15 protein-coding genes and 1 pseudogene are annotated in these 20083 nt (G+C 73.3%); 10 read left to right on the forward strand and 6 right to left on the reverse strand.

The window, feature by feature from the left end; translation table 11 throughout:
* Positions 1-55 precede the first annotated feature (55 nt).
* Entirely contained in the window at positions 56-2629 is a 2574-nt protein-coding gene (locus ACH34T_RS30400) for an ATP-binding protein (protein WP_396024366.1), read from the forward strand.
* Between the two features lie 179 nt (positions 2630-2808).
* Complete coding sequence (locus tag ACH34T_RS30405; protein ID WP_396024367.1) at positions 2809-5457, forward strand: DUF4132 domain-containing protein; 2649 nt, start codon at positions 2809-2811, stop codon at positions 5455-5457.
* Between the two features lie 49 nt (positions 5458-5506).
* Here ACH34T_RS30405 and ACH34T_RS30410 read toward each other — a convergent pair whose 3' ends face one another.
* A complete protein-coding gene (locus ACH34T_RS30410; RefSeq protein ID WP_396024368.1) occupies positions 5507-6154 on the reverse strand; it encodes a response regulator in 648 nt (215 codons plus the stop codon).
* Entirely contained in the window at positions 6151-8274 is a 2124-nt protein-coding gene (locus ACH34T_RS30415; RefSeq protein ID WP_396024369.1) for a sensor histidine kinase, read from the reverse strand. The genes ACH34T_RS30410 and ACH34T_RS30415 overlap by 4 nt, the downstream gene beginning before the upstream one ends.
* 201 nt (positions 8275-8475) lie before the next feature.
* On the opposite strand from ACH34T_RS30415, the gene ACH34T_RS30420 reads away from it, so the two are divergent.
* The gene (locus ACH34T_RS30420; protein WP_396024370.1) at positions 8476-9195 is read left to right on the forward strand and encodes a hypothetical protein; all 720 of its coding nucleotides are present in this window, start codon (positions 8476-8478) and stop codon (positions 9193-9195) included.
* A 138-nt stretch (positions 9196-9333) separates the two neighbouring features.
* Here ACH34T_RS30420 and ACH34T_RS30425 read toward each other — a convergent pair whose 3' ends face one another.
* Entirely contained in the window at positions 9334-9906 is a 573-nt protein-coding gene (locus ACH34T_RS30425) for a glycoside hydrolase family 25 protein (protein WP_396024371.1), read from the reverse strand.
* Between the two features lie 250 nt (positions 9907-10156).
* Between ACH34T_RS30425 and ACH34T_RS30430 the strand changes: the two genes are divergently transcribed.
* The 3 genes from ACH34T_RS30430 (at position 10157) to ACH34T_RS30440 (ending at position 11908) form a co-directional block, all read left to right on the forward strand.
* Complete coding sequence (locus tag ACH34T_RS30430; RefSeq protein ID WP_396024372.1) at positions 10157-10483, forward strand: Lsr2 family protein; 327 nt, start codon at positions 10157-10159, stop codon at positions 10481-10483.
* A gap of 180 nt (positions 10484-10663) precedes the next feature.
* Entirely contained in the window at positions 10664-11152 is a 489-nt protein-coding gene (locus ACH34T_RS30435) for a GerMN domain-containing protein (RefSeq protein WP_396024373.1), read from the forward strand.
* Between the two features lie 462 nt (positions 11153-11614).
* A complete protein-coding gene (locus ACH34T_RS30440; protein WP_396024374.1) occupies positions 11615-11908 on the forward strand; it encodes an alpha/beta hydrolase in 294 nt (97 codons plus the stop codon).
* Between the two features lie 40 nt (positions 11909-11948).
* Here ACH34T_RS30440 and ACH34T_RS30445 read toward each other — a convergent pair whose 3' ends face one another.
* On the reverse strand, positions 11949-14588 hold the full coding sequence (locus ACH34T_RS30445) for a PQQ-binding-like beta-propeller repeat protein (protein ID WP_396024375.1): 2640 nt from the start codon (positions 14586-14588) through the stop codon (positions 11949-11951).
* 551 nt (positions 14589-15139) lie between these two features.
* On the opposite strand from ACH34T_RS30445, the gene ACH34T_RS30450 reads away from it, so the two are divergent.
* From ACH34T_RS30450 to ACH34T_RS30465, 4 genes are all read left to right on the forward strand, one after another.
* Positions 15140-15685: a sigma-70 family RNA polymerase sigma factor gene (locus ACH34T_RS30450; RefSeq protein ID WP_396024376.1), complete on the forward strand. Its 546-nt coding sequence runs from the start codon at positions 15140-15142 to the stop codon at positions 15683-15685.
* The gene (locus ACH34T_RS30455) at positions 15682-16506 is read left to right on the forward strand and encodes a maleylpyruvate isomerase family mycothiol-dependent enzyme (protein ID WP_396024377.1); all 825 of its coding nucleotides are present in this window, start codon (positions 15682-15684) and stop codon (positions 16504-16506) included. Before ACH34T_RS30450 ends, ACH34T_RS30455 begins: the two co-directional genes overlap by 4 nt.
* Before the next feature lie 136 nt (positions 16507-16642).
* Complete coding sequence (locus tag ACH34T_RS30460; RefSeq protein WP_396024378.1) at positions 16643-17218, forward strand: TetR/AcrR family transcriptional regulator; 576 nt, start codon at positions 16643-16645, stop codon at positions 17216-17218.
* Positions 17215-18741, forward strand: coding sequence for an MFS transporter (locus ACH34T_RS30465; protein WP_396024379.1), 1527 nt, complete (start codon positions 17215-17217; stop codon positions 18739-18741). The genes ACH34T_RS30460 and ACH34T_RS30465 overlap by 4 nt, the downstream gene beginning before the upstream one ends.
* A 24-nt stretch (positions 18742-18765) precedes the next feature.
* Here ACH34T_RS30465 and ACH34T_RS30470 read toward each other — a convergent pair whose 3' ends face one another.
* On the reverse strand, positions 18766-19197 hold the full coding sequence (locus ACH34T_RS30470) for a nuclear transport factor 2 family protein (RefSeq protein ID WP_396024380.1): 432 nt from the start codon (positions 19195-19197) through the stop codon (positions 18766-18768).
* Positions 19198-19354: 157 nt separating this feature from the next.
* Positions 19355-20053, reverse strand: a pseudogene (locus ACH34T_RS30475) (TIGR03619 family F420-dependent LLM class oxidoreductase); the annotation flags it as partial.
* Positions 20054-20083 lie beyond the last annotated feature (30 nt).

The raw sequence follows: 20083 nt of genomic DNA on the forward strand, positions 1-20083 counted from the left end.
TGCTCAGTACGGAAATCCACCGTGCTCGGTACGGAAATCCACGAGGAGGAGCGCGGTGGGGGACGTCGAGGGGGAACCGCGCAACGTCGAGGGCGAATTGCGGGACGCCGGGGTCACCCGGCGGGAGGCCGAGGTCTTCTGGCTGGTCGCCGACCGGCTCGGCAACCGGGAGATCGCCGACCGGCTCCGGTTGTCGGAGCGGACCGTGGAGAGCCATGTGTCGGCGCTGCTGCGCAAGCTCGGCGCGGACACCAGGAAGGCCCTGATCGACCAGGCGGGACGGCTACGGCGGCGGGATCGGGCGCTCCCGCTCCCGCTGCCGCTGCCGCTGTCGTCGTTCGTCGGCAGGGAACGCGAACTCGCCGACCTCGCCGGGCTCGTCACGACGCACCGCCTGGTGACCCTGACCGGCCCCGCCGGGATCGGCAAGACCCGTGTCGCCCTGCACCTGGCCCACGCGACGACCGCGCTCCCGCAGGCGGTCCTCGTCGATCTGGCGTCGGTCCCGCCGGGGCAGCCGGTCGAACGTTCCTTCGCGGACGCCCTCGGGGTGGAGGGCGGCGGCCGCGCGATCGGCCCGCTGATCCGGTCCGCGATCCGGGCGCGGCCGTGGTGGCTCGTCGTCGACAACTGCGAGCACGTCACCGCGGCGACGGCCGCGCTGGTCGCCGGGCTGCTGACCGCGGCCGAGGGGCTGCGCGTCCTCGCGACGGGGCACGGGCCGCTCGGGGTGGCGGGCGAGTTCGTCTACGAGATCCCGCCGCTGCCGTCCGGCGCCGAGGACGACGATCCCGCCGCCGTCCTGGACGCGCCCGCCGTCCGGCTGTTCCTCGACAGGGCGACCGCCGCCGCGCCCGGCTTCACCGGGGACCCGGCGGACGTGGCGCGGATCGCGAAGATCTGCAAGGGGCTGGACGGGCTGCCGCTGGCCATCGAGCTGGCCGCCGCCCGCGTCAGGGCGTTCTCTCCCGCGGAATTGCTGGACCGGCTCGACGACCGGTTCGCGCTGCTGACCGGCGGGGCGCGGCCCGGCCGCCACCGGGCCCTGGAGGAGGCGCTGCGCTGGAGCTACGACCTGCTCGACGACGACGAGCGCCTGCTGCTGGAACGCTGCTCGGTGTTCCCGCAGGAGTTCGACTACGACACCGCGTCCAAGGTCCTGGCCTGGCCGCCGCTGACCGAGGACGACCTCGCGCGGGTCTTCCCCCGGCTGCTCGACCGGTCGCTGGTCTCCTCGCGCCGCCGGGGCGACACGACCCGGTACCGGCTGCTCGACAGCGTCCGGCAGTTCGCCCTGCGCAGGCTCACCGAGCGCGGGCTCGGCGAGCACGAGGTGGCCCGCGACCGGCACGCCCGCCACCACCTGGAACACGCCGTCGCGCTCGTCCCCGACCTGCGGGGCCGGGACCAGCGCGCCGCGCTCCGCTGGTTCGACCACCGCTGGACGGATCTGCGGACGGCCATGCGCCGGGCCCTCGACACCGGCGACACCGCCGCGGCGTGGCGGTTCCTGGCCGGGATCGGCACCGGCTGGGAGGTCCTCGGCGCTCGTGGCGAGCTGTTCGACTGGCTGGAGGCCCTCCTCGTCCGGCCGCTCCCCGAAGGCGGCGAAGGGGTGCGCGCCGCGGTCACCTGCTGCGTCCTGTTCTGCTACCGGGACACCGGACGGGCGCGGGAGTTCGCCGAGCTGGCCGCCGACCGCGCCACGGACGGCGAGGACCGGGCGCTCGCCGCGCTCGCCCTGGGCTGGACGGCGGTGCACGGCCGCGACCGCGACGCGACGGTACGGCAGCTCGACCGGGCCGCCGCGCTCTTCGAGGAGCTGGGCGACGACTGGCACCGGGCGCTGGTCCTGTCGTTGCACGGGCTCGTCGCGCCGGACGTCCGCACGGCCGTGCACCGGCTGGCCGCCGCCGCCGACCTGTTCGGACGCCTCGGCGACCACGTCAAACGCGCCAACTGCCTCAACCACATGGCGTTCACGGTCATCGAGGATGGCACCCGCCTCGACGAGGCCGGGGCCTGGCTGGACGAGGCGACCGAGCTGGCCCTGCGCGCGGGGAGCGAGCACGAACGGCTGCACGCCGCGCTGCACCGCACGAGCCTCGCCCGGCGCCTGGCGGACCACGCGGCGGCGGAGGCGGGCTTCGCCGACCTCCTGCCCGAGTTCCTCCGGATCGGCGACCTGCGCTGCGCGACCCGCTGCCGTTTCGGCCTCGGCCTGACCGCCGCGGCGGCGGGCGACCACGAGCGGGCGCGGACGCTGCTCCTCGCGGCCGCGACCACGGGCATCGCCACCCAGGACCACCGTCTCATCGCGACGGGGCTGCGCCTGCTCGCCGAGGCCGAGCACGCGCTGGGCCGTCCCGTCCGGGCCGCCGAACTCCTGGCCGCCGTCCCGGAACCGCTGACGGACGACGGCCCACCCGCCTCCGACGACGGCCCGCCCGCGGCGGACGACGGCCCGCTTACCGCCGACGACGGCTCGCCCGCCGGCGACGGCCTGGTCGCCGCGCTGCGAGCCGAGCTGGGCGAGGCGGCGTTCGCCTCGGCCTCGGCCACCGGACGACGCACACCGCCCGCCGAACTGCTGGAGGCTGTGTCGGAAGGGCGTGAGCCTGGAGAATGACGCGCGGTCAACGCGGATTCTCGCGCAGGGCCACCAATGCCTCGTGCATCGCGTCCGGGTCGCACGGCTCCGTCTCGTCGAGGACCTCCTTACCGAAACCCGTGCTCGGTACGGATGTGCGTCCCGCCCGCGCCGGTGTCCAATGGCGGGACCATGATCCTCGTGGACGGCGGCACCGCTTGACCGAACACCGCATCACCGAACACCGCATTGTCGAACAGAGCCTCGACGAGGACGCCCTCGTGATCCCGCATCTCTGGCGGCATTATCTGCACCCTTGGCGTGGCAACGCGAACACCCGCATTGAACCAGGGGCGGAAAAGGTCGTCCTGGACCTTTTCGCGCGGGACGACGCCATAGCCGCGCTGCTGCTCGGCGAGCACGGAGACCCTGAACTCGCCCAATCGGCCCGGCGCTACCGCGGCGGACGGCCCGACCCGGTGGGCGCGGCGGCGGTGGCGTCCGTCAGTCCGCTTCACGCGCAGCGGGCGTACGCCGACTTCTGGACCGCCGAGCACGGGATCGCGTTCGCCGCGTGCGCCCTGGTGGAGACCGTCGGGATGCGCACGGTGGAGGTGCGCGGCAGGTCGCAGCTGTATGACGGAGTGGTCGTCCACCATGACGCCGTCCATCGTGGCGATCGTGGCGCCGCCGCCTTCCGGCACAAGCACTGGGAGGGGGCCAGGCGCTGCCGCGCTCTGCTGGCCACCGCCGACGACGGCGACTACGCGGACACGGTCCGGCAACTGGCGAGCCACCGGCAGACCACGGCAGGACGGCGGCTGGTGTCCTACCTGGTGCCGACCCGTCAGGACTGGGTGACCGAGTGCTGCACCGACTCCCTCAATGGCGGCACCGTCCACACGACAGTGATGAACAGGCGGCTCCTGTTCAGCTCCCTGGCCCGGCCGGAACAACTCGACACCCCTGCGGTCCTGGACGGTTTCGCACTGGGCCAACTCGACCCGAGCCTTCTGGCGACGATGGTGGACGGCCTGGGCCGAGACGTACTCGCGTGTTTCCTCGCCCGCGTCCACGACCCGCGATCCACCGGCACCGATCGTGGCCACCTCTACGAAGCGATCGCCGTGCTGCCGATCGACGAAGCCTTCCAGGCCCTTATGGCGGACGACGAGCACGCACGGCCCGCATTGCGCACGGCGATGGAACGCTTTCCCAAGCGGGCCCTGCGACTGCTGGCCGAAGCGGAGTCGCCGCTACTGAACGAGCACGTGACCGCCCACGCCGAACTGATCGTCGCGGTGCTCCCCGACCTGCCGGGACGGATGCGCGCCGCCGTCCAACCGATCTTGCCGCCGGTTCCCGCGCACCCCGGGAGCCGCCTCCTGCTCGGCCCGCTCCGAGAGCGTCCGCCGGCACGGGGCATCGCTGGCCTGCGCGCGCCGATCGTGGAGGCGGACGCCGACACGGCGCTCGCCATGGGGGCTGCGCTTGCCACGGGCACGGCGCAAGGGGTCGTCGCCGGGGAGTGGCTTGATGGGCAGGGGACGGCGGTGGTTCCGCTGCTGGTCCCGGCAGCGTTCGGCGGCGAACCCGAGCCGCGCCGGGCGGCCGAGCAGGCGCTGGCCTACCTGCGGTGCCGGTACGGACTGGACGCCGTGGTCAGGGCGGCGAACGCGCATGGCGCCGAGGCCGCGGAAGCCGTCGAGGCCCTGCTCGCGGAGCATCCGGTCGAGACGGGGCTCGTCCGGCCGCCGGAGATCGGGGACTGGCTTCTCGACAACGTCCTGCCGCGCGTGCTCTGGCGCGACGGCGAACGGCCCCTGCCGCCCGGGGCGACCAGGCGCCTCGCGGGGCTGCTGGCCTTGCCGCCCGCGTTCGCGATGGACGCACTCCGCCAGGCGCTGGACCCCGCGTCGCTGGCCGAATTCGGTTGGCAATTGTTCACAGCGTGGGAACGGCCTCGCTGGGACCAGGCCAATGCCGTATGGGTGTTCCGTCCGCTCGCCGAGGACGGCTGGGCGCTGACCAGGCTGGCGCACATCGGCGACGACGAGACGGCGCGCCGCCTGGTGCCCGTCATCCGGGGCTGGCGCAAATGGCGCGACGAGAACGCGGAAGAACGGGCGATCAAAGCACTCGACGTGCTGGCGGGAATCGGCACCGAGATCGCCTTGATGCATCTCCACGGCATCGCGCTGGATCCCGGCCTCAAGGAATTGGCCACGCACGCGGACGCGAGAATCGGCGAGATCGCGGCTCGGCGCGGCCTGACGGCCGGACAACTCGACGACCGTCTCGTCCCCGACTTCGGATTCGACGTCGACGGGGGACGGCTCGCCCTCGACTACGGCCGGCGCAGATTCCTCGTCGGGTTCGACGAATCCTTCGAGCCCGTCGTCCTCGACCTGGACCAGGACGGCGCGCCCCGCCGTTCCCTGCCCCGTCCTCGCGCGAACGACGACCTCGACCGCGCCGGAGCGGCGAACGCGACGTTCACGCAGCTCAAGGCCGACCTGCGCACGGTGGTCGGCAACCAGTCACGACGCCTGCGGCGCGCGATGACCACCGGACGGCGCTGGACGCACGCGGATTTCGACGCCTTCATCGTCCATCAGCCGGTGACGGGACGCATCGCCAGGCGCCTGCTCTGGACGAGCGAACACAAGGGAATGTCCACCGCTTTCCGGATCGCCGAGGACCGCACACTGGCCGACCTTCACGACAACGCCATCACGCTTCACCCGTCCGCGCACATCGGCGTCGCGAACCCGTCACTCCTCGACGAGGCCACCCGCCGAGCATGGACGCAATTGTTCCTCGACTACGAAATCGCACAGCCGTTCCCGCAACTCCAAGCCCGCTGAATGCGGTCCGTCCGAGGCCGGGGCATTCAGCGCGCCGAGGCCGGGGCCTTCAGCGGCCGAGGCCGGCGTCGCGGGCGCGGAGGATCGCCTCGGTGCGGTCGGCGACCTGGAGTTTGGCGAACACGGTCGAGACGTTGTTGCGGACGGTCTTCGGCGACAGCCCGAGCCGTTCGGCGATCGCCGGGTTCGGCAGTCCCAGCGCGATCAGTTCGAGCACGTCCCGTTCCCGGGCGGTGAGTTGCGGGAACGGCTCGCCGGCCGGGGGAGCCGCCGCGATCCGCGCGAAGTAGGCCGCGACGCGGCCCGCCAGCGCCGGTCCGAAGATCACCTCGCCGCCCGCGACCGCGGAGACCGCCCGCAGGATCTCGGCCTGGTCGGCGCCCTTCACCAGGTATCCGCGGGCTCCGGCGAGCATCGCGGCGAACACGCTCTCGTCGTCCTCGTGCATGGTCAGCACCAGCACCCCGGTCTCGGGGCGCGCCGCGAGGATCCGGCGGGTCGCGTCCACCCCGCCGAGCCTCGGCATCTGGAGGTCCATCACGATGACGTCCGGACGCAACCGTCCCGCCATCTTGACGGCGACCGCCCCGTCCGGCGCGGTCCCGACGATCTCGACCTCGCCGGTGGAGTCCAGCATCAGCCGCAGCCCGTCCCGGTACACCGGATGGTCGTCGGCGAGCAGCACCCGCGGCGTCACGGCGCGCTCCTCGTGAGCGGCAGCGGCTCCTCCTCGGCGGCCGGGCGCGGCCCGAACGGCAGGACGGCGTGGACGCGCGTCCCGCCGCCCGGCCGCGCCGACACCGCGCACCGTCCGCCGAGCTCCTCGGCCCGTTCCCGCATCCCGACCAGCCCGACGCCGACGAGCGCGTCCGGCGGGACGCCCCGCCCGTCGTCGGCGACCTCCACCTCCAGCGCGTCCCCGGACGCCGCCAGCCGGACGTCGCAGCGCGTCGCATCCGCGTGCCGCGAGACGTTCGCCAGCGCCTCCGCCACGATCCGGTACGCCGCCTCCTCGGCCGCCGCCGGCAGCGCCGCGAGCTCGCCCGCGCAGCGGAGCCGCACCCGCAGCGACCGTCCCTGGAACCGCTCCATGAGCTGCTCCACCGCCCCGGCCAGCCCGAACTGGTCCAGGGACGGGGGCCGCAGGTCGTGCACGAGCCGCCGCACGTCCGACAGCACGGCCGACAGGTCCGTGCGGACCGACTCCAGGGTCGCGTCGGCGGCGTCCCCGTCCCGCGGCGCGAGGTTGCGGGCCGCTTCGATCTTCAGTGCCGCCGCCGCGAGCGAGGGGCCGAGCCCGTCGTGCAGGTCGCGGCGCAGCCGGCGCCGCTCCTCGGCGATCCCCGTCACGAGCTGCTCCCGGCTGCGCTGCAACTCCTCGGTCAGCGCCGTGGCCCGCGCGGCGGCGGCCGCCTGCCGCACCATGTCCGCGAGGAGGCGCTGGTCCGCCGCCGGGAGCCGCGATCCCGTCCGCGGCACCAGCGCCAGCCGTCCGATCGCCGCGCCCCGGTACCCGAACGGCAGCACGACCACGTCGTCGCGCGCCGTCCCGTGCTCGACCACGACCGTCCGGCCGTCGGCGCGGTCCAGCTCCACCCGCACGTACGGGGAGCGGAACGACTCCGCCACCGTGCGTGCCACCTCCAGCAGCAGCTCGTCCGGTCCCATGGACCGCTCCAGCCGGCGTGCCAGCGCCGACACCACGTCGTAGGGCTCCGCGCGTCCCATCAGCACCCGGTTCACCCACCGCTGGAGCCGCAGCCGCAGCGGCGCGTACAGGACGGCCACCACGCCCGCGCCCGTCACGGCGGCGAGCGGCTCGTCGATGAACGTCCCCGCGAGGACGAACACCGCCACGTCGATGCCGATCACGGCGGCCGCCAGCGCCCCGTACAGCAGCGTCCAGCCGAGCAGCAGGTCCACGTCGTAGAGGCGGTACCGGGCGACCGCGACCAGCACCGCCACCGCGATCGCCGCGTGCATGAGGATGAGGGAGATGTCGCCCATCCACCAGTTCACCGACGGCGGCGCCACCTCGGTCAGCACCACGCCGACGACGATGAGGACGACGTTGGCGGCCAGCGCCAGCAGCATCCACCGCAGTTGCGCCCGCCGCACCGGGTCCGATCGGCGGAACCGCACCGTGAACGCGGCGATCGACACCGCGAAGGACGCGAGGAAGCCCGCCCAGAACATCCCCCCGGACTCCGCCCAGATCGCGTGGGGCAGCGGCGGCGTCAGCGGGTCCAGCGGGACGTCCCGCAGGCCGGGCGCGATCGGCTCGCCACGCGAGAACACCTCCCAGGGCACCATCAGCAGCGCCATGACCCCGGCGGCCTGCGCGGCGATCGCCGCCGCCACGGGCCATCGCCACCGCCGCGAGGGCAGCCGCCCGTCCGGGAAGAACATCAGCGTCAGCGGCACGATCATGTTGATCATCGGGCCGAACCTGGCGCCCGCGTACACGGCGGACGCCGTCAGCGGCAGGTCCCCGCCGTGCTCCAGCACCGACAGCGACGCGTACGCCGCGGTGATCCCGTCCAAGACCGCGATGGATCCGCCCGCCAGCAGCAGCCACGTCAGCGGATGCCGCGGCAGCCGCGTCGCGAGGACGCCGCCCGCGACCGCCAGCGGCAGCCCCGACCACGCCGACCCCCAGTGCGCCCAGTCCAGCGGATCCGGCGGCGGGCCGGCGCCCGCCAGCAGGACGTCCAGCCAGACGGTCGCGGCGGTCGCAGCCGCGCACAGCACGGCGATCGCGATGGCGGGCGGCCTCAGGAACCGCTCGCCCCGAGGCGCCGGGTCGGCGCTCCTCATCAGGCCAGCTTGACCCGTGCGGCGTCCCGTCTACCTGGGGCCGGTGTCCTTGCAGGTCAGGACAGGGGTCACCGGCGGAAGAGGCGCGGACCCGGGCGCTCCCGCCGCCCCTGTCACTGGCCGCCCGGGACATCGGGGACGGAGCGTCGGGGTCACCGGCGGCGCGCCCCTGCGCCGCCCCGTCACGGGGAGAGACAACCGATGACCGTGCACATCCGGCCCAGTTCCGTCTACGCACACGACCCGTCCGACCGGGGCCCCGGCGGGCTCCTGATCCGCACCCGCATCGCCGGCGCCGCCCTCGCCGCCGGGACCACCGCGTGGATCGCGGGCCTGCTCGAAGGCGGGGTCCGCATCAGCGAGGAGGTCGTCCCGGCCGAGATCTGGGGGAGCCTGGCGTTCCTGGTGGGCGTCATGGCCCTGGTCGTCCTCGTGCTGTCGACCAACGCCACCGGACATCGCAAGGGCCGCTACATCGCCATCGTGGAGATGGTGCTGCTCGTGCCCGCGATGGTGTGGTGCCCGCTCGTCATCGCCTACCCCGACGACACCCCCGCCTGGGTGACCCCCTTCGACATGTGCTGGCCGCTGTCGATGCTCGGCATGCTCGTCATCGGCATCGCCGTCGTCCGGGTCGGCCGCTACCGGGGCCTGCTGCGCTGGCAGTTCCTGCTCTGCGGGCTCTGGCTGGTCGTCGCGGGCGTGGGGCAGGGCGCGCTCGGCGACGACGGCGGCACCTACCCGGGCATGGTCTGGCTCGGCCTCACCTACGGCCTCCTCGGCCTGCGCCTCGCCATCACACCCCACATCGTCCTGCCCACGACCCCTGCCGCCTCCGCCGTCCCTGGCGCACCGGCTGCACCGGCTGCACCGCCCGCAGGAGCCGCCGGGACTGCGGGGCCTGCTGCACCCGCATCCTGACCGGCCGGTCAGCACAGCGCCGGACGGCGTCCCCGGCGGCCGGCGAACCCGCCGGTGGGTTGTCTCGAAGGCCGTCCCCGGACGGTCTTCGACGGGAGCGGGGGCCCCGAACCCACCGGCGCCCGCCGGACCGGGCTGTCAGACGGCCGACGCCCACTCCTTGAGCGCGTCCCGGCTCTTGAAGTCGGCGACGTTCTTGTCCAGCGGCTTGGACGTGTACTGGTGGAAGAGCCACTCGTCCCTGATGAGCGGGTGACCGGCCTTGCGGTAGTCGGCGATCCACAGCCCGTCGGCCCTGTAGTCGCCGGTGCTCTTCCTGGTCCACAGGTCGCGGTTGACGTACAGGATCACCCGGTGGTCGGGGCGCAGCTTGTTCACCTCGCGCAGGAACTTGTCCTTCTGGCCGCTGGTGGCGAGCCGCCCCTTCGGGTCGGTCTCCCAGTCCAGGGCCAGGATGTCGCCGGGCTCGGCGCCGCAGTTCTCGGCGAAGTACCGCGCCTGGGCCTTGATCCGGGCCAGGCTCAGACCCCGGCGGCCGAGCAGGAAGTGGTAGAACCCCACCACACAACGGGCCCGGCGGGCCTGCGCGGCCTGCCGGGCCCGGTAGGGATTGGTGTACGAGCGACCTTCGGTCGCCTTGACGATCACAAAGTCCAGCCCCTCGGCCTCGAACGAGGGGTTGTGGGAAGAAACGTCGATGCCGTGCAGCATCACGGCCCCTTTCAGCTCTCACGCCGACCCCCGTGCACTGCGCATTCCTCCACCGCCCGGGCGCCAACGTGCCACCGGGCAACAAACCCGTTTGTTCCGGCGAGACCGTCATAGCGCCGATGAAACGTCTCACAGTGCGGACACCCGGCTCGTGCCCGGTAACCCCGGCGAACTCCTCGCATCCGGAGCCCGTGATACGTTCAGCCGCTACAGTAAGAGCGAACAGTGACGCGAGAAGAAAGGGAAAGAAATGGCTCAGAAGGTACAGGTCACCATGACCGACGACCTCGACGGTGGCGAGGCTGAGGAGACCATCTCTTTCGCCCTCGATGGCAAGGCCTACGAAATCGATTTGAGCGAGAAGAACGCGAACAAGCTCCGCCGCACTCTGCACGCCTACATGGAGAGCGGCCGCCGGCTCAAGGCCACCCGGGGCGTGCGGACGACGGCCCGCGGCGCGGGCAACCGTGAACGGTCCGCCGAGATCCGGGAATGGGCGAGACAGGCCGGCATCAAGGTCAACGACCGCGGCCGCATTCCAGCCGACGTCGTCGAGCGGTACGAGGCGGCTCACTAGTGCGTTGACCAGGAATGTTCACCGGTTCGGTCATGCGGCCTTGGGGCTGGTCTTCCCCGGCGTGTCAGCAGACGCGGTGGACGTTCGCATCGCATCCAGGTATGTCCTTGGGCGGTTGGCCGGCTGGCCTGGAGTGGCCATCGGGGCCGGGGGCCGAGGTCCCACTGGCACGCTGATCATGTGTTGTCAGTCGCGATGATGGCCGCTCTCGCGCTCGCCGCGCCGCCGGCCGCGCTGCCCGGCGCGCATTCCTCCGGCGAGAGCTACCCGATCAAGGTCTACTTCTGGCGGCAGAGCCCCGGCGCTCCGGCCGCCGTCACGCCGGTGCGACGCCGGTCTCCCGACCTGCAAGTGGCCCGGTACGCCTTGGAGCAGCTGCTGGCCGGGCCGACCGAGCGGGAACGGGCTCAGGGGCTGCGCGGGGGTCTGCGCGACGCCCTCAAGGGCCCGTCGAACTGTGGCCAGGACTTCACCGTGGCGATCCGCCGCGGCGCGCTGACCGTGCGGTTCTGCCGGTACGTCAACACCACGACCGGGACGATGATGCAGGTCCTGCCGCAGCTCAATGCGACCTTGCGGCAGTTCCCCACCGTGCGGCGGGTCATCCTGCTGACCAGGGACGGGCACTGCACGTTCACGCAGCGGGACGGCGACCACTGCCTTTCCTAGCCGTCCTCGCCGGCAAGCACGGAGCGCCCCGAACTCGGAGTAGTGGATCCGGTGTTCGCCTTCGTCCAGGATGACGTAGTTTGCGCGATGCCCCATGCCGTCTGATTGTGGGTGACGCGCGGCCTTCTCTGATCGAATGGTTTTGCCGCAAGCGGGACGTCGTGCCGTGAGGGAGCGTTGGAAGGCGCTTGGTGGGGTCGGGGTGCTGTATTTGCCTACGGTCGCCGCCCGCTCCCTCTTAGGTTTGGGTCGGCGGTTCCCCACGCAGGGCGATGTGCGGGCGATCGGGCGCCATTCACACTTCTGGCGTGAATCTGATTTCGATGAGAGCGGTCAGCGCGGCGGCCGCGATCGCGGTTGCGGCCGCTGGTGGCGCGGTCACCGCATCGGCGGGCCTCGCTGAGACGCCGCGGAAAGAGTCGGTCGGCTGTGTGCCGGAGCCCGGGTCTGAACCAGGACCCGGTGCAGTCGACCGGCGGGCCGTTCCCCGACGTCCCGGTGCTGGTGGTCTCGGGTGATCTGGACGCCAACACCCCGACCGAACAGGGCCGGCGGGCCGCCCGCCAGTTCCGGCGCTCCACGGTCGTGGAGGCGCCCAACGTCGGACATGTGGCCGAACGCGAACCCAGCGGGTGCGTGGCCGCGATCGAGACCGGCTTCATCCGCGACCTGCGGGTACCCGATACCTCGTGTCTGGCGGACATTCCCCCTGCCCCGGTGAAGCCCCTTCCGGTCGCCGGACGGCCGGCCCGCTGACTCGGCACGCTCGCCGCGCCGCGGCGCGCCGCCTGGTGGCTCAGGCTTGGACGCGGTGGACGGTGAAGCGCGGCACCCCCGGTCCCGCGATGCCGTGCGTGATCTGCGACGGGGTCAGCACGGCGAACCCGGCGCCGAGGTCCACGTCCACCGGCCTGCCGGGGAGGCCGTCGGCGATCTGGCGGCCCGCCGCGTCGAGCAGCAGGAACCGTTCGGGCCGTCCGTCCGCGGCCGGGCGGATCGCGGTGAACCAGGTCCCGACCGCTCCGTACCGGGTGAGCGGCCCGGTCTCCAGCAGGTCGCGGATCGTCGCGCCGCCGCCGCCCGTCTGGACGGTCACGGCGCGCCCGCCCGGGTCGCTCCCCGAACCGCTGCGCGACCCCGCCCGGCAGACGATCAGCGCGTCGCCGTCCCCGCTGCACTGGACGAGCGGCGCGTACGTGCGGGCGAGTTCGCGGCCGGTCGCCCGGTCGAGGACGGCGCCGCCGTCCGCCGTCCCGATGACGATCGTTTTGCCGCCCTCGTCGTGCAGCAGTTCCGGTTCCCGGTACCGCGCGCCGAGCCGCCAGCGCTGCCCGCCGTCCGACGCCCCGTATGCGATGAGGTCGCGGGGCTCGCGCGTCCCGTTCTCGCCGCGGGCGTACCGGGCGGCGAGGACGAGCCCGCCGCCGACCCCGGCAGGGGAGACTCCGCGCTTGCGCCACAGCTCGCGCCGCGTACCGGTCGCGAGGACGACCGTTTCGTCGCGTCCGCCCTTCGGGCCGTCGTAGCTGGTCACCTCGACCGCGATGGTCGCGCCGTCGGCCGCCTCCAGGGTCACGAACCCGTTCCCGCCGGTCACCGGCTTCGTCCAGCGGGTGCGGCCGTCCTTGAGGGACAGCGCGGCGATGCCCTCGGCGTTCCCGGACGCCTCGTAGCGGACGAGCACCAGCCTCTCCCCGCCCGCGTCCACCATGCGGGGGACGGCGACGAAGCCCGCCTTGGCGCCGCCGCCGAGCGACGCGCCTTCGCGGACCGACCACCGCACCTTCCCGGTCTCGGCGTCGGCCACGACGAGCCTGTCGAGATCGTCGTCCTCGCGGTCCCGGCCGGTGTAGACGAGGGCGTCGCCCACGAGGTCCATGCTGATCACCGACTCCAGGCCGGTGTCCTTGGCGGGCGGGGGCACGGGGGCCTCGCCGGCCCCGGCCGTCCACAGGGGCGCGGCGTCGATCCGGGGCGGACGCAGCGTCGGCGTGCCGGGCCCGGCCGGTTCGGACGGCGTCGCCCCCACGGACACCGCGTGCACGACGAGACCGTCCGGCGTGGACGAGGTCGACCCCGCCCGCGCCACCCGGAACGCCGCGGCGCCGTCCGAGATCGCCGTCGCCTCGCCGGGCGGCGGCGACCCGGCCCGGTTCGCCGCCCGATCGACGACGGCGTACCGCTCTGGCCGGCCCTCACGGCCCGATCCCGCGAGCAGGACGCGGTCCCGCCAGACGGTCATCACCCGGGCCATGGTGTCTTCGCCGAACGGCTGCTTCTCCGTGACGACGGGCTTTCCGTGGTGGCCCGGCCGGATCGTGACGAGCCGTCCTTCGGGGCCCGAGCAGGCGATCAGGCTCCGTCCGTCGTCGTCGGCGCAGCCGTAGAGGATCAGGGACGTCCCGTCGTCCTCCTTCTTCGGCGATTCCTTCGTGGGACGGCCGGTGGCGGCGTCGACGAGCATCGTCCGGTCGCGGGAGTAGGTCCGTCCGGGCGGGGTCTCGGTCACCTTGACGACGGCCGTGCCGTTCGCGGCCGCCATCAGGTGGGAGCTTTCGGCCGTGCCGCCCAGATCCCAGCGCTTCTGGCCGGTCCGCGCGTCGACGGCGAAGACGTCGGTGTCCTCGCGCCCTTCTCCCCACGTGTGCGTCGGCGGGGCCTCGGCGCCGCGCGTCTCCCCGAGGACCACGTCGCCGACGAGCCGGTAGGCCCAGCCGTCCGCGTTCTCCCAGAGCCGGCGGCCGGTCGCCGGGTCGAGCGCGACGGTCTTCGGGTCGATGCCCTGCCGCGACTCCACGCTCGTCAGGACGATCCGCGGGTCCCCGGCGAGCAGCCGCATCCGCTGCTCGCGGTCGTCGTCGCCCGCATCGCCGCCCCGCGGACGGATCAGCGGCTGCTTCCACCGGACGGAACCGTCCTTGCCGGACAGCGCGGCGACCCCCAGCACGGTCTCGCGCCCCTGATCGCCCTCGGTGTACTGGACGAGAACGGTCCAGTCGTCCCCGTCTCCGGCTCCGTACACGGCGGGCTTCCCGGTGACGCCCCGCAGATGCTCCGCGCGATACCCGGACCCGTGATGGGCCACCGCGCCGCCTCCGCCCCGGAGCACAGAGCCCTTGTCGACGACCCAGCGGGGGCTCCCCGTCCTGACGTCGACGACGGCGAGCCTGGCGCCGCCGAGACCGACGTCTCCGGCGATGACGGCGACGTCGCCGCGCAGCTCGATGCCCGCGACCCGCGACATGCCGAGCTTCCGCTCGTCCCACAGCGGCTTGCCGCTGAACGAGACCGGCTTCGGTCGCCTCTCCCCGTGCGGCAGGTCGGCGACGTCCGAGCCGCCGCACGCCTTCACCCCGCCGAGGACGGCCAGCAGCAGGACGGCCAGCAGCCCGCCGCCCCACCGCATCGCGCTTGTCCGGGTCGCCGTCGGCCGCATGGCCCGCCTTTCGTCCGTCCTGCCCGGCGGACGACGGTTCCGTCCTGCGGCCGGGTGCGGGGTATGCGTGCAGACGTCGAGGCCGCCGCCGAAGCGGTCGGCCTCGCGAAACGGCACCATAGTGGGTCGAAGGCCCCGGCGCATAATGTGACGTCAATCACATACCTGGACGACATCCGATCACCCGGTACCGCGCGAAGCCATGACGACCCGATGCCGATGGAGGGGACCCGAATGGCACGGTACAAAACGGTCGTGCCGCAGTGGCGCGGAGAAGTGCTCCGGTTCAGCGGCCACTGCGCCTTCACCGGACGACAGCACTCCTGATGGATCACGGGCGACCCAGCCCCGACCCCGTACCCCGAGCCGACCCCGCCCCGGCCCCCGCCCCGGTGCTCGGCGTCGGCGCCAGGGGCGCGTCCGGCGACCGGGCCGCGGACGCCGCCGCCTTCCATCGGGACGGCCGGACTCGGCCACGTTCCCATCCCGTGCACGCCGACGAACGAACCCCATTTGCGGCAACGATGTCGTCAGGGCAGGGGAGAGGTTCGATGGACGGGGACATCAGGCTCAGGCAGCGGCTGGCGGCGGGCGACGACGCGGCGCTGGGGCATGCCTACGATCGCTGCTCGTCATTGGTCCACAGGCTGGCGTTACGGGTGACGCGGAGCCGTGAGGCCGCCGAGGAGATAACACAGGACGTGTTCGTCCATCTGTGGGAGCACCCTTACGCCTTCGATCCGGGCCGTGGGAGCCTGCGCACGTGGCTGGCACTGCTCGCGCACCGGCGCGCGGTCGACTGGGTCCGCCGGGAGGAACGCCGCCGGCGACTGCTGGACGCGGTCGGAAACCCCGAACCGGCCGCGCCCATCATCGACGTGATCATCGCCGACGAGACGGGGGCGCGGGTGCGGCACGCGGTGGCGGCCCTCCCGCTGCGGTTGCGCGAGGCGATCGAGCTGGCCTACTACAACGGACGGACCTACCGGCAGGCGGCGGTCGAGCTGGGGTTACCGGAGGGAACCGTCAAGTCGCGGATCCGCTCCGGGTTGCGCTGCATCGCCGACACCCTGGCAGAGGAAGGGAGCACCCCATGACCGAACCTCCGCTGGACCTGCGTGCGCGCACGCTCCGGGCGGCGCTGGCCCGCCGTCCGCCGGCGCGCCGGGTGCCCGATTTCGCCCGGCCGTACGCCGCGACGGTCGCGATGCTCGACGCGCTGCTGGCCGGCCTCAGGGAAATCGAGTGGGCGGTGGTCGTCGTCCGCGACTGGGACGCCCGCGACCTGGTCGTCCACCTGTCCGCCAGCGACGGGCTGCTCGCCGAGGCGATCGACGGGCGCGCCTCGTCCGCCTGCGACGTCCTGGACCGCACGCGCGAGGCGATCAGCCGCTGCCCGCCTCCGCAGGACGCGCGCCGGGCGTGGCGGTGGCACGCGGACGCCCTCTGCGACGGGCTCTGCGAGGACGACGCCGACCGCCGGGTCGAGGTGGGCGGCCGGCGGATGCGCCTGTCCGACCACTTCGCGGCCCGCGCCTTCGAGACCTGGATCCACGCCGACGACATCGCCCGGGGGACGGGCCGCGTCCTGCTGCCGCCGCCCGCCGAGCACCTGCACCCGATCGTCGACCTGGGCGTGCGGAGCCTGCCCAAGGCGTTCGCCGTGACCGGCCGCGACCTCCCCGACCGCATGCTGCGGCTCATCCTGGACGGTCCCGGCGGTGGCCAGTGGACGATCCCGCTGGGAACGGCGGCGGCCGGTGACGACCCGGTCGCGCTGCTGAGGATGGACGTCGTCGAGTTCTGCTTCCTGGCCGGAGGACGCCGCAACCCCGCGAGCGTCAGCGCCGAGACCAGCGGCGACCCGGCCGTCACGGACGACGTGCTCGCGGTCGCCTCAGCCTTCTCCGGCCCGTAACCCACCCCTCCGACCGCGCCTCCGCCACGGCCTCTCCGCGACAGCGTCCCCGCTGCCGCGGCATCCGCGTGCACACGCGACGGCCACCCTTTGTGTACTATCGTACATGTACATTCGTACATTAAGGGGTGCAGGGATGCCGGACGAGAGCACACCGGCGGCGGGCCCGCGCCGCCGCCGCGATCCCGCGGGGCGGCGGCGGGCGATCGTCGAGGCCGCGGCGGAGCTGATCACCGAGGTGGGGTCGGGCGGGCTGACGCACCGGCTGGTCGCCGGGCGGGCGGGCGTGCCGCTCGGCTCCACGACGCAGTACTTCGCGACCCTGGACGACCTGCGCGAGGCGGCGCTCCAGCACCTCGCGGACGAGATCGACGAGGCGCTCGCGATCGTGCGCGAGACGATGAAGGACGCGAGCACCGCGCCGGCCGCGCTCGCGTCCGCGTTCCACGAGTACCTGCGGGACACGCGGCTCGTCCAGGCGGACAGTGCGCTGGCCTGGGCCTCGGTGCACGACCCTCAGCTGCGCTCGCTGTCGCTGCGCTGGTTCGACGAGCTGGTCGCCATCCTGTCCGCGCACATCGGCGAGGCGAGGGCGACGGCGGTGGCGGTGTTCGCGGACGGCGCCACCTGGCACGCCGCGCTGCACGAGGAGCCCCTCGACGTGGACTTCCTGACGGACACCATCACGGCCCTGTTCACGGAGCCCCGATGAGCGTCGCCATGGACAAGCCGCCGGCCTCGGCGCGGCGGCGGTGGGCGTCGGTCGTCGTCCTCTCGGCGAGCCTGCTGGTCATCACGATGGACCTGACCGTCCTCAACATCGCGATCCCCGACATGTCGGCGGACCTGCGGCCGTCGTCGAGCCAGCTGCTGTGGATCGTCGACGTGTACTCGCTCGTCCTCGCGGGGCTGCTGGTGTCGGCGAGCGCGATCGGCGACCGGTGGGGACGCCGGCGCATGCTGCTGGCCGGGTACGCCGTCTTCGGCGGCGCGTCGGCCCTCGTCCTGCTCGCCGGGTCGGCGGAGGCGGTGATCGCGCTGCGCGCCGTGCTGGGCGTCGGCGGCGCGATGATCATGCCGACCACGCTGTCCATGATCCGGACCGTGTTCACCGACCCGGCGGAGCGCGCGACGGCGCTCGGGATCTGGGCGGCCGTGTCGGGGATCGGCGCGGCGGTCGGCCCGGTCGTCGGCGGGCTCCTGCTGGAGTACTTCTCCTGGCACGCCGCGTTCCTCGTGAACGTGCCGCTCATGGCGGCCGCGCTGATCGCCGGCGCGCTGATCCTGCCGGAGTCGCGCAGCCTGCGTCCCGGCCGGTGGGACGGCGTCGGCGCCGCGCTGTCGCTGGTCGGCATGGTCCTGCTCGTGTGGTCGCTCAAGCGCTTCGCGAAGGAGGAGAGCCTCGCCGTCCCCTACGGCTGGGCCGCGCTGATCGCGGCGGCCGCGACGCTGACCTGGTTCGTCGTGCGCAGCCTGCGCCGCCGCGACCCGCTCCTGGACATGCGCCTGTTCACCAGCCGGCGCTTCACCGCGGGCGTCGTCGCCGCGCTCGGCTCGACGTTCGCGCTGGCCGCCGCGCTGCTGCTGCTCGCCCAGTGGATGCAGCTCGTCGAAGGGCTCGGCGCGATCCAGACCGGCGTCCGGCTGCTCCCGGTCGCCGTGACCGCGACCCTCGCGTCGCTGCTCGCGCCGTGGCTCGCCCGGCGGACGGGCGGCAGGAGCGTGCTCGCCGGCGGGCTCGCGGTCGCGGGCGCCGGGATGCTCGTGCTCTGTCTCGTCCCCGGCGAGCTGGCCTACGCGCACGTCGCGGTCGCGCTGTCCCTGGTCGGGGCCGGTATCGGGTCGCTCGCCATCGGCTCGGCGATGATCATGTCGGGCAGCCCGGGGGACAGGGCCGGGAACGCCGCGGCGATCGAGGAGACGAGCTACGACCTCGGAAACGTCCTCGGCGTCGCGGTCCTCGGCAGCGTCGCGGCGCTCCTCTACCGCGCCGGGCTGGACGACCTCGGCATGCTCGACTCCCCGGCGGCCGGGGCGGCGCGCGAGTCGCTGGGGTCGGCGGTGGAGATCGCCGACCGGCAGGGCCTGCCCGAGCTCGCCGCCAGGGCGGGCGGCGCGTTCACCGACTCGATGCGGACGACCTCGCTGATCGGCGGCCTCATGATGCTGGCCGTGGCGGCCGCCGTCTTCAGGATCGTCCCGAAGGGCACCGACATCGCCGAGCAGCAGCACTGACCGTCAGGCGTCAGGCGGGAGGCGTCAGGCGGGCACGGTGCGCGTCGCCAGCGCCCGGTCGGGTTCCCAGTGGGCCCGCAGGGACGTGATGAGCCCCGCGTCGTCCACCGTGTAGACGATCACGCAGTCGACGGTCATCGTGGAGCCGTCGTCCAGCACCGTCGTGATCGTCGCGACGTTGGCGCAGCAGGGGCCGTTGGCGAACGAGTCGGCGACGGCGAAGTCGAAGCGCGCGGCGGTGGCGACGAAGGCGTCCCAGAACGCCTCGATGCCGTCCCGTCCCCGGTGGCCGCGTCCTTCGGGATCGAGGAACGACGGCCCGACGGGGTCTTCGATCAGGGCGTCCGGCGCGAACAGCCCCAGCCATTCGTCCTTGCGGCCCGCGGAGACGGCGCTCATGGACGCGTGCGCGGCCCGCCGCGCCGGATGCCCGTCTGTAACGTGTTCTCGTTTCATGTCCGGACGATGACGTTCTCGGCGAACCGTTCGAGCTGCTCGATCTTCTTGTGCAGCGGCTCCGTGTCGGGCCCCTTCGCGTAGGCGTCCGGAAGCCGACGATGACGTCGGTGACGCCCTTGTCCTCCAGCCGCCGGACCCCGTCGGGCGTGTAGGCGTCCGGCGAGATCACATGGACCTCGAAGGGCGCGCCGCCCTTGCCCTCCGCCTCGCGCAGGCGGTTCAGCCTGGTCAGGAGGCTGTCCAGGTCGCCGCCGCCCGCGTGCATCCAGCCGTCCCCGCGGACCGCCGCGCGCCGCAGCGCCGCCTCGCTGTGCCCGCCGACCAGGATCGGGAACGGCCGCGCCGGCGCCATCTTGATCGCCTGGATGTCGAAGAACTCGCCGTGGAACTCGAAGTACTCCCCGCCGCTCAGCCCCCGGACGACGTCGATGGCCTCGTCCATCCGCCTCCCGCGCCGCTCCCACGGCACGCCCATGACCTCGAAGTCCTCCCGCCACGGGCTGATCCCCACGCCCAGCCCGAGCCGCCCGCCGGTCAGGCAGGCGACCGACGTGGCCTGCTTGGCGACCAGCACCGGCGGCCGCACCGGCAGCTTGAGCACGAACGGCGTGAAGCGGATCGTGCTCGTCACCGCCCCCATCGCCGCGATCAGCGTGAACGTCTCGATGAACGGCTTGTCCTCCAGGAACTCCCGGCCGCCGTCCGCGGTGTAGGGATACACCGAGTCCGACTCCTTCGGATAGGCGAGCGAGTCGGCGACCGACACGCTCGCGTACCCCGCCGCCTCGGCGGCCCGGGCCAGCGGCAGGTAGAACGACGGATCCGTCATCGCCTCGGCGTAGGTGAACCTCATGCCCGGATACTAGAACCTGTTCCACCTCCC

The sequence above is a fragment of the Actinomadura sp. 9N215 genome, from assembly GCF_044326345.1.
Lineage (GTDB): Bacteria > Actinomycetota > Actinomycetes > Streptosporangiales > Streptosporangiaceae > Spirillospora.

Coding starts and splice junctions, on each gene's coding strand:
- ACH34T_RS30465 (WP_396024379.1), top strand. CDS start 17,215: ATGAGCGTCGCCATGGACAAGCCGCCGGCCTCGGCGCGGCGGCGGTGG.
- ACH34T_RS30450 (WP_396024376.1), top strand. CDS start 15,140: ATGGACGGGGACATCAGGCTCAGGCAGCGGCTGGCGGCGGGCGACGAC.
- ACH34T_RS30470 (WP_396024380.1), bottom strand. CDS start 19,197: ATGAAACGAGAACACGTTACAGACGGGCATCCGGCGCGGCGGGCCGCG.
- ACH34T_RS30415 (WP_396024369.1), bottom strand. CDS start 8,274: ATGAGGAGCGCCGACCCGGCGCCTCGGGGCGAGCGGTTCCTGAGGCCG.
- ACH34T_RS30455 (WP_396024377.1), top strand. CDS start 15,682: ATGACCGAACCTCCGCTGGACCTGCGTGCGCGCACGCTCCGGGCGGCG.
- ACH34T_RS30420 (WP_396024370.1), top strand. CDS start 8,476: ATGACCGTGCACATCCGGCCCAGTTCCGTCTACGCACACGACCCGTCC.
- ACH34T_RS30460 (WP_396024378.1), top strand. CDS start 16,643: ATGCCGGACGAGAGCACACCGGCGGCGGGCCCGCGCCGCCGCCGCGAT.
- ACH34T_RS30430 (WP_396024372.1), top strand. CDS start 10,157: ATGGCTCAGAAGGTACAGGTCACCATGACCGACGACCTCGACGGTGGC.
- ACH34T_RS30445 (WP_396024375.1), bottom strand. CDS start 14,588: ATGCGGCCGACGGCGACCCGGACAAGCGCGATGCGGTGGGGCGGCGGG.
- ACH34T_RS30425 (WP_396024371.1), bottom strand. CDS start 9,906: ATGCTGCACGGCATCGACGTTTCTTCCCACAACCCCTCGTTCGAGGCC.